This window comes from Streptomyces sp. NPDC045846 (genome assembly GCF_056431605.1).
Genome location: NZ_JBWKKJ010000009.1, coordinates 476460 through 482627, shown reverse-complemented (window position 1 = coordinate 482627; position 6168 = coordinate 476460). Strand labels below are relative to the sequence as shown.

Annotated in this window: 7 protein-coding genes; 2 read left to right on the top strand and 5 right to left on the bottom strand. The window is 70.3% G+C overall.

What is annotated here, in order from left to right; translation table 11 throughout:
* Positions 1 to 138: 138 nt before the first annotated feature.
* The 3 genes from AC07F3_RS27060 to thyX all read right to left on the bottom strand — a co-directional run bounded on the left by AC07F3_RS27060 (position 139) and on the right by thyX (position 3804).
* Entirely contained in the window at positions 139 to 1824 is a 1686-nt protein-coding gene (locus AC07F3_RS27060) for a ribonuclease J (protein WP_114041231.1), read from the bottom strand.
* 126 nt (positions 1825 to 1950) lie between these two features.
* A complete protein-coding gene (dapA, locus tag AC07F3_RS27055; protein ID WP_114041232.1) occupies positions 1951 to 2850 on the bottom strand; it encodes a 4-hydroxy-tetrahydrodipicolinate synthase in 900 nt (299 codons plus the stop codon).
* Between the two features lie 213 nt (positions 2851 to 3063).
* Entirely contained in the window at positions 3064 to 3804 is a 741-nt protein-coding gene (thyX, locus tag AC07F3_RS27050; protein WP_479117018.1) for an FAD-dependent thymidylate synthase, read from the bottom strand.
* A 199-nt stretch (positions 3805 to 4003) separates the two neighbouring features.
* Here thyX and AC07F3_RS27045 point away from each other — a divergent pair, with 199 nt between their 5' ends.
* Together AC07F3_RS27045 and AC07F3_RS27040 are read left to right on the top strand one after the other, a co-directional pair.
* Positions 4004 to 4243, top strand: coding sequence for a hypothetical protein (locus AC07F3_RS27045; protein WP_114041234.1), 240 nt, complete (start codon positions 4004 to 4006; stop codon positions 4241 to 4243).
* Between the two features lie 116 nt (positions 4244 to 4359).
* Entirely contained in the window at positions 4360 to 4920 is a 561-nt protein-coding gene (locus AC07F3_RS27040) for a hypothetical protein (protein ID WP_479117017.1), read from the top strand.
* A 16-nt stretch (positions 4921 to 4936) separates the two neighbouring features.
* On the opposite strand, the gene AC07F3_RS27035 is transcribed toward AC07F3_RS27040, so the two are convergent.
* Positions 4937 to 5389, bottom strand: a complete 453-nt coding sequence (locus tag AC07F3_RS27035) for a hypothetical protein (protein WP_479117016.1) — start codon at positions 5387 to 5389, stop codon at positions 4937 to 4939.
* 17 nt (positions 5390 to 5406) lie between these two features.
* On the bottom strand, positions 5407 to 6159 hold the full coding sequence (dapB, locus tag AC07F3_RS27030) for a 4-hydroxy-tetrahydrodipicolinate reductase (RefSeq protein ID WP_479117015.1): 753 nt from the start codon (positions 6157 to 6159) through the stop codon (positions 5407 to 5409).
* Between the last annotated feature and the right edge of the window lie 9 nt (positions 6160 to 6168).

The following is a 6168-nucleotide window of genomic DNA, read 5'->3' as shown; positions in this document are numbered from 1 at the left end:
GATCGTTCTGGGGCCGACTATGGCGCGCCCGCCGCGCCCCCCCCCCCCCCCCCCCCCCCCCAAACCCCCCCCCCCCCCCCCCCCCCCCCCCCCCCCCCCCCCCCCCCCCCCCCGCTCCAGGTGTGCGATCGCGGTGCGTCAGACCTCGACGACCACGGGGAGGATCATCGGGCGCCTGCGGTAGGTGTCCGAGACCCACTTGCCGACCGAGCGGCGGATCAGCTGCTGGAGCTGGTGGGGCTCGACCACGCCGTCCTGGGCGGACCTGTTCAGCGCTTCCTCGATCTTCGACACCACGGGGCCGAACGCCGAGTCGTCGATGCCGGAACCGCGCGCCTGGATGTGCGGGCCGCTGGTGATCTTGCCGCTGCTGGAGTCCACCACCACGTACACCGAGATGATGCCCTCGTCGCCGAGGATGCGGCGGTCCTTCAGGGAGGTCTCGGTGACGTCGCCGACCGAGAGGCCGTCGACGTAGACGTAACCCGCCTGGACCTTGCCGACGATGCGCGCGGCGCCGTCGACCAGGTCGACGACCACGCCGTCCTCCGCGATGACGATGTGGTTCTTCGGGACACCCGTGAGGGCTCCGAGTTCCGCGTTCGCCCGCAGGTGGCGCCACTCGCCGTGGACCGGCATGAGGTTCTTCGGCTTGCAGATGTTGTAGAAGTACAACAGCTCACCGGCCGAGGCGTGGCCCGAGACGTGCACCTTGGCGTTGCCCTTGTGGACGACGTTCGCGCCCCAGCGGGTCAGGCCGTTGATGACGCGGTAGACCGCGTTCTCGTTGCCCGGGATGAGCGACGACGCGAGGATCACGGTGTCGCCCTGGACGATCCGGATCTGGTGGTCGCGGTTGGCCATGCGGGACAGCGCGGCCATCGGCTCGCCCTGCGAACCCGTGCAGACCAGTACGACCTCGTCGTCCGGCAGGTCGTCCAGCGTCTTGACGTCGACGACCAGGCCGGCCGGGACCTTCAGGTAGCCCAGGTCGCGCGCGATGCCCATGTTGCGGACCATCGAGCGGCCGACGAAGGCGACCCGGCGGCCGTACTCGTGGGCCGCGTCCAGGATCTGCTGGATGCGGTGCACGTGGCTGGCGAAGCTGGCCACGATGATGCGCTTGTCGGCGTTCGCGAAGACGTTGCGCAGGACGTTGGAGATGTCCCGCTCCGGCGGCACGAACCCGGGGACCTCGGCGTTCGTCGAGTCGGAGAGGAGGAGGTCGATGCCCTCCTCGCTGAGCCGGGCGAAGGCGTGCAGGTCGGTGAGGCGGCCGTCCAGCGGGAGCTGGTCCATCTTGAAGTCGCCGGTGGCGACGGCCATGCCCGCGGGGGTGCGGATGGCCACCGCGAGGGCGTCCGGGATGGAGTGGTTGACCGCGACGAACTCGCAGTCGAAGGGCCCGAGCCGCTCGCGGTCGCCCTCGGCGACCTCCAGCGTGTAGGGCCGGATGCGGTGCTCCTGGAGCTTGGCCTCGATCAGCGCGAGGGTCAGCTTGGAGCCGATCAGCGGGATGTCCGGCTTCTCGCGGAGCAGGTAGGGCACGCCGCCGATGTGGTCCTCGTGGCCGTGCGTCAGGACGATGCCCTCGATGTCGTCGAGGCGGTCCCGGATCGAGCTGAAGTCCGGCAGGATCAGGTCGATGCCCGGCTGCTCCTCCTCGGGGAAGAGGACGCCGCAGTCGACGACGAGCAGGCGGCCGCCGAACTCGAAGACGGTCATGTTCCGGCCGATTTCGCCGAGACCGCCGAGCGGGGTGACGCGCAGGCCGTTCTTGGGAAGCTTCGGCGGGGTGCCGAGTTCAGGATGCGGATGACTCAAAAGACTCTCCTCACCACACGCGCCACGTACCGGTAGGGCACGTGGCGCGTATGTCATTCGTGCACTTGCTGTTGTGTGTGGGTTTCGCGCGTACTTCCGGCGCGTATTCAGTTGTGAAGTCTGTGGTTAGAGCTGTACCCCACCGGCTGCCAGATCGAGCGCCAGCTGGCTGGATTCTTCCGGCGTGAGCTCGACCAGGGGCAGGCGCAGCGGCCCGGCGGGCAGGCCCTGGAGGGCGAGGGCGGCCTTGGTGGTGATGACGCCCTGGGTGCGGAACATGCCCGTGTAGACGGGGAGCAGCTGCTGGTGGATCTCGGTGGCCTTGCGCACGTCGCCCGCGAGGTAGGCGTCCAGCAGGGCGCGCAGCTCGGGGGTGACGAGGTGGCCGACCACGGAGACGAAGCCGCAGGCTCCGACGGAGAGCAGCGGGAGGTTCAGCATGTCGTCGCCGGAGTACCAGGCGAGGCCGGAGCGGGCGATGGCCCAGCTGGCGCGGCCGAGGTCGCCCTTGGCGTCCTTGTTGGCGACGATCCTGGGGTGCTCGGCGAGCCGGACGAGGGTCTCGGTGTCGATCGGGACGCCGCTGCGGCCGGGGATGTCGTACAGCATCACCGGGAGTTCGGTGGCGTCGGCGATGGCCGAGAAGTGCCGGAACAGTCCCTCTTGCGGGGGCTTGTTGTAGTACGGCGTCACGGCGAGCAGGCCGTGTGCGCCGGAGCGTTCGGCCGTACGGGCGAGTTCGAGGGTGTGGCGCGTGTCGTTGGTGCCGATTCCGGCCACCACGTGGGCCCGGTCTCCGACGGCCTCCAGTACGGCCCGTACGAGCTGGTCTTTCTCCGCGTCGCTGGTGGTCGGGGACTCGCCGGTGGTGCCGTTGACGATCAGTCCGTCGTTGCCTGCGTCGACCAGATGGGCCGCCAGTCGCTGGGCGCCGTCGAGGTCGAGTGCGCCGTCCGCCGTGAAGGGCGTGATCATGGCGGTGAGGACCCGCCCGAAGGGGGTCTGCGGAGTGGAGATCGGAGCCATGGGTAACACGCTACTCGCTGCTCAACGCCGGGTGCCCCCTCGGGGGCCGGTGGCTGAGGGAGCCCGGCACTGCCTGCTCGGGGGTTCAAGCAGTGCCGGGTCCGTTTGATCAGCCTAGATGAACTTCACGAAACGCCGCAATACGGACACTTTGCGCGGCGTATCCGCACATCTGTGCCGGTATGACCGGCGCCGCGTCGCGGGACGGCCCGGTTACGGGGCCACCCGGCCGTTGGTGTTGAAGGCCGCATGGGTGAGCGGCATGAGCGCGGCCCACTCCTGCTCCATCTTCTCGCCGACCATCTCGATCTCCCGCTGCGGGAAGGACGGGACCTTCGCCAGCTCGTGCTGGGTGCGCAGACCGAGGAAGTGCATCAGCGAACGCGCGTTGCACGTCGCGTACATCGAGGAGAAGAGCCCCACCGGGAGGGTGGCCCGGGCCACCTCGCGGGCGACGCCGGCGGCCAGCATCTCCTGGTACGCCTCGTAGGAGCGGCGGTAGGAGTCCTCCATGACGCGGGAGGTCAGCTCCTGCTGCTCCGCCGAGCCCTCGACGAACTCGTACTTGCCGGGGCGGCCCTGCTGCACCAGCTTGCGCTCGGCGCCCGGGACGTAGAAGACCGGCTGGAGCTCCCTGTACCGACCCGACTCCTCGTTGTACGACCAGCCCACGCGGTGCCGCATGAACTCGCGGAACACGAAGATCGGGGCGCTGATGAAGAAGGTCATCGAGTTGTGCTCGAACGGGCTGCCGTGCCGGTCCCGCATCAGGTAGTTGATGAGGCCCTTGGAGCGCTCGGGGTCCTTCTGCAACTCCTCAAGGGACTGCTCGCCCGCCGTGGAGACACGGGCTGCCCACAGCACGTCCGAGTCGGAAGCCGAGTGCTTCACGAGCTCGACGGTGACGTCGCTGCGGAAGCTGGGCTTGAGGTCTGGGGCGGGGGTGTCGGTCACCGGCGGGTCCTTCCGATTGCGTCGCTCGGGCGGCGCCCACTCTACGTCCCGGCACTGACAACTCTGTCCCTGACGGGTCGTCATCACATTCTTCGGCCAATTCGGGGAATTCGGGCACCAATCGGCACTGCCGTGCGTCTGTACCAGTAAGCAGCAGACAGTTCGACAACCCCACTAGTTTCCCAGGAGATGTGCCCCCATGTTCCGCCGGCGTGAGCCCGTTCCGTTCGCCTTCGTCGCCGAAGCCGACCGCTACCGCAGCAATGTCGAGCCGCCGCCGCGCCAGCGTGCGAGCGCAGGTCAGCTCGTCGGACGGACGCTGGTCGGCCTCACCGTCATAGCCGGGCTCACCGGCGCGCTGCTGTTCGGGCTGCCCGCCATGGAGAGCCCCCAGTCTCCCGCGCACAGCCAGCAGTCCGAGGCCTCGAACGGCCGCTGACCGGCGCCGGACGCGCCGACGCGCGCCCGGACCCCCGGAGGTGGCCGCGCGCTGACCTCCTGGGTAGCCTCACCCCGCACAGCCCAATCGAGCGTGCTTGTGAGTGAGGATCAGTCGTGCCCCTGCCCTTCCTGACGGCCGACCGCGCAGTTGACGCACCCGGTGAGTACCCCGACGACATCGCGCTGCCCTTCGACGACCACGACCGCTGGCGGCGGCCCTACCGGCCCGGCCCGTGGCGCGTGGGCGCGGCGGCCGTGCTGCTGCTCCTCGCCTCGTTCGTGCTGCTCGCCGCCGTGATCATCGCGGCCGCCGGTGCGCCGCCGGCCGCGCTCGCCGTGCTGGTCGTCGCCGCGCTCGTGATCGGCTCGTCGCTGCGACTGCTCCGGGTCGGGGTCTGGGTCAGCCGGGCCGGGCTGCGGCGGGTCGCCTTCTTCTCCACCACCACCGTGGCGTGGCCGCGGATCCGTGGCGTACGGACGGTGCAGCAGCCGGTGCGCTGGCTCGGCCTGCCGCGGACCGTGCAGGGACAGGCGCTGATCGCCGAGCAGCAGAACGGCCAGGCGCTCGCGCCGCTGCTCACCGACCACAACGCGGACTTCCTGGGACGGCGCGAGGCCTTCGAGCGGGCCGCCGACCTGGTCGAGGCGTGGGGCGACGAGTACCGCCTGGGCTGAGCGCCGCCCCGCCGCGCTAGACCGCGGCCGGCCTCTTGTCGTGCAGGGCGATCGCCCGCTGCATCGCCTTGCGCGCCCGCGGGGTGTCGCGGGCGTCCTGGTAGGCGACGGCGAGACGGAACCAGCAGCGCCAGTCGTCGGAGGCGTCCTCGGTCTCCGCCTTGCGCCGGGCGAAGACGGCGTCGGCCGAGTCGCGGTCGATGCGGCCGCCCGCCGTGCGGACCAACTCGTCGACGGGCAGCCCGCCTTCGGCGTCCAGTTCGGCGGCCAGCTTGTTGGCCTTGGTCACGAACCGGGTGTTCGCCCAGAGGAACCAGATGCCGATCAACGGCAGGATCAGCACGGCCACGCCCATGGTGACCGTGATCCAGGTGCCCTGCTCGATGAGCAGCACGCCGCGGCTGCCGGCCAGGACGAAGTAGAAGACCAGGACGGCGGCCGTGACGAGATAGGTGATTTTTGCGCGCATGAGGCCGACGGTGCCGCTCAGTTGAGGTCGAGGAAGTGTTCCAGGCCGAAGGTGAGGCCCGGAGTGGACACCACGCGGCGGGCGCCGAGCAGGATGCCCGGCATGAAGCTGCTGTGGTGCAGGGAGTCGTGGCGCACGGTCAGGGTCTCGCCCTCGGCGCCGAGCAGCACCTCCTGGTGGGCCAGGAGGCCGCGCAGCCGGACGGCGTGCACCGGGATGCCGTCCACGTCGGCGCCGCGGGCACCGTCGAGCGCGGTCTGCGTGGCGTCCGGCGCGGGGCCCACCCCGGCCTCGGCGCGGGCCGCCGCGATCAACTGCGCGGTGCGGGTCGCGGTGCCCGAGGGGGCGTCGACCTTGTTGGGGTGGTGCAGCTCGACGACCTCGACCGACTCGAAGTACGGGGCCGCGAGCTGCGCGAACTTCATGGTCAGGACGGCGCCGATGGAGAAGTTCGGGGCGATGAGCACACCGGTCGCCGGAGATCCGGCGAGCCAGGTGTTCAGCTGCGCGAGGCGGTCCTCGGTCCAGCCCGTGGTGCCGACGACGGCGTGGATTCCGTGGCGTACACAGAACTCCAGGTTGTCCATCACCGAGGCGGGGGTGGTCAGTTCGACCGCGACCTGGGCGCCCGTGTCGGCGAGCGTCTCCAGCTCGTCGCCACGGCCGAGGGCCGCGACCAGCTCCATGTCCTCGGCGGCCTCCACGGCTCGCACCGCTTCGGAGCCGATCCGGCCCTTGGCACCGAGGACCGCCACGCGCAGCTTGCTCATTCGCTTGAT

Bases quoted from the DNA above. Each gene is read 5' to 3' on its own strand.
- dapA (WP_114041232.1), bottom strand. From the start codon at position 2,850: ATGGCTCCGATCTCCACTCCGCAGACCCCCTTCGGGCGGGTCCTCACC.
- AC07F3_RS27045 (WP_114041234.1), top strand. From the start codon at position 4,004: ATGTTCCGCCGGCGTGAGCCCGTTCCGTTCGCCTTCGTCGCCGAAGCC.
- AC07F3_RS27035 (WP_479117016.1), bottom strand. From the start codon at position 5,389: ATGCGCGCAAAAATCACCTATCTCGTCACGGCCGCCGTCCTGGTCTTC.
- dapB (WP_479117015.1), bottom strand. From the start codon at position 6,159: ATGAGCAAGCTGCGCGTGGCGGTCCTCGGTGCCAAGGGCCGGATCGGC.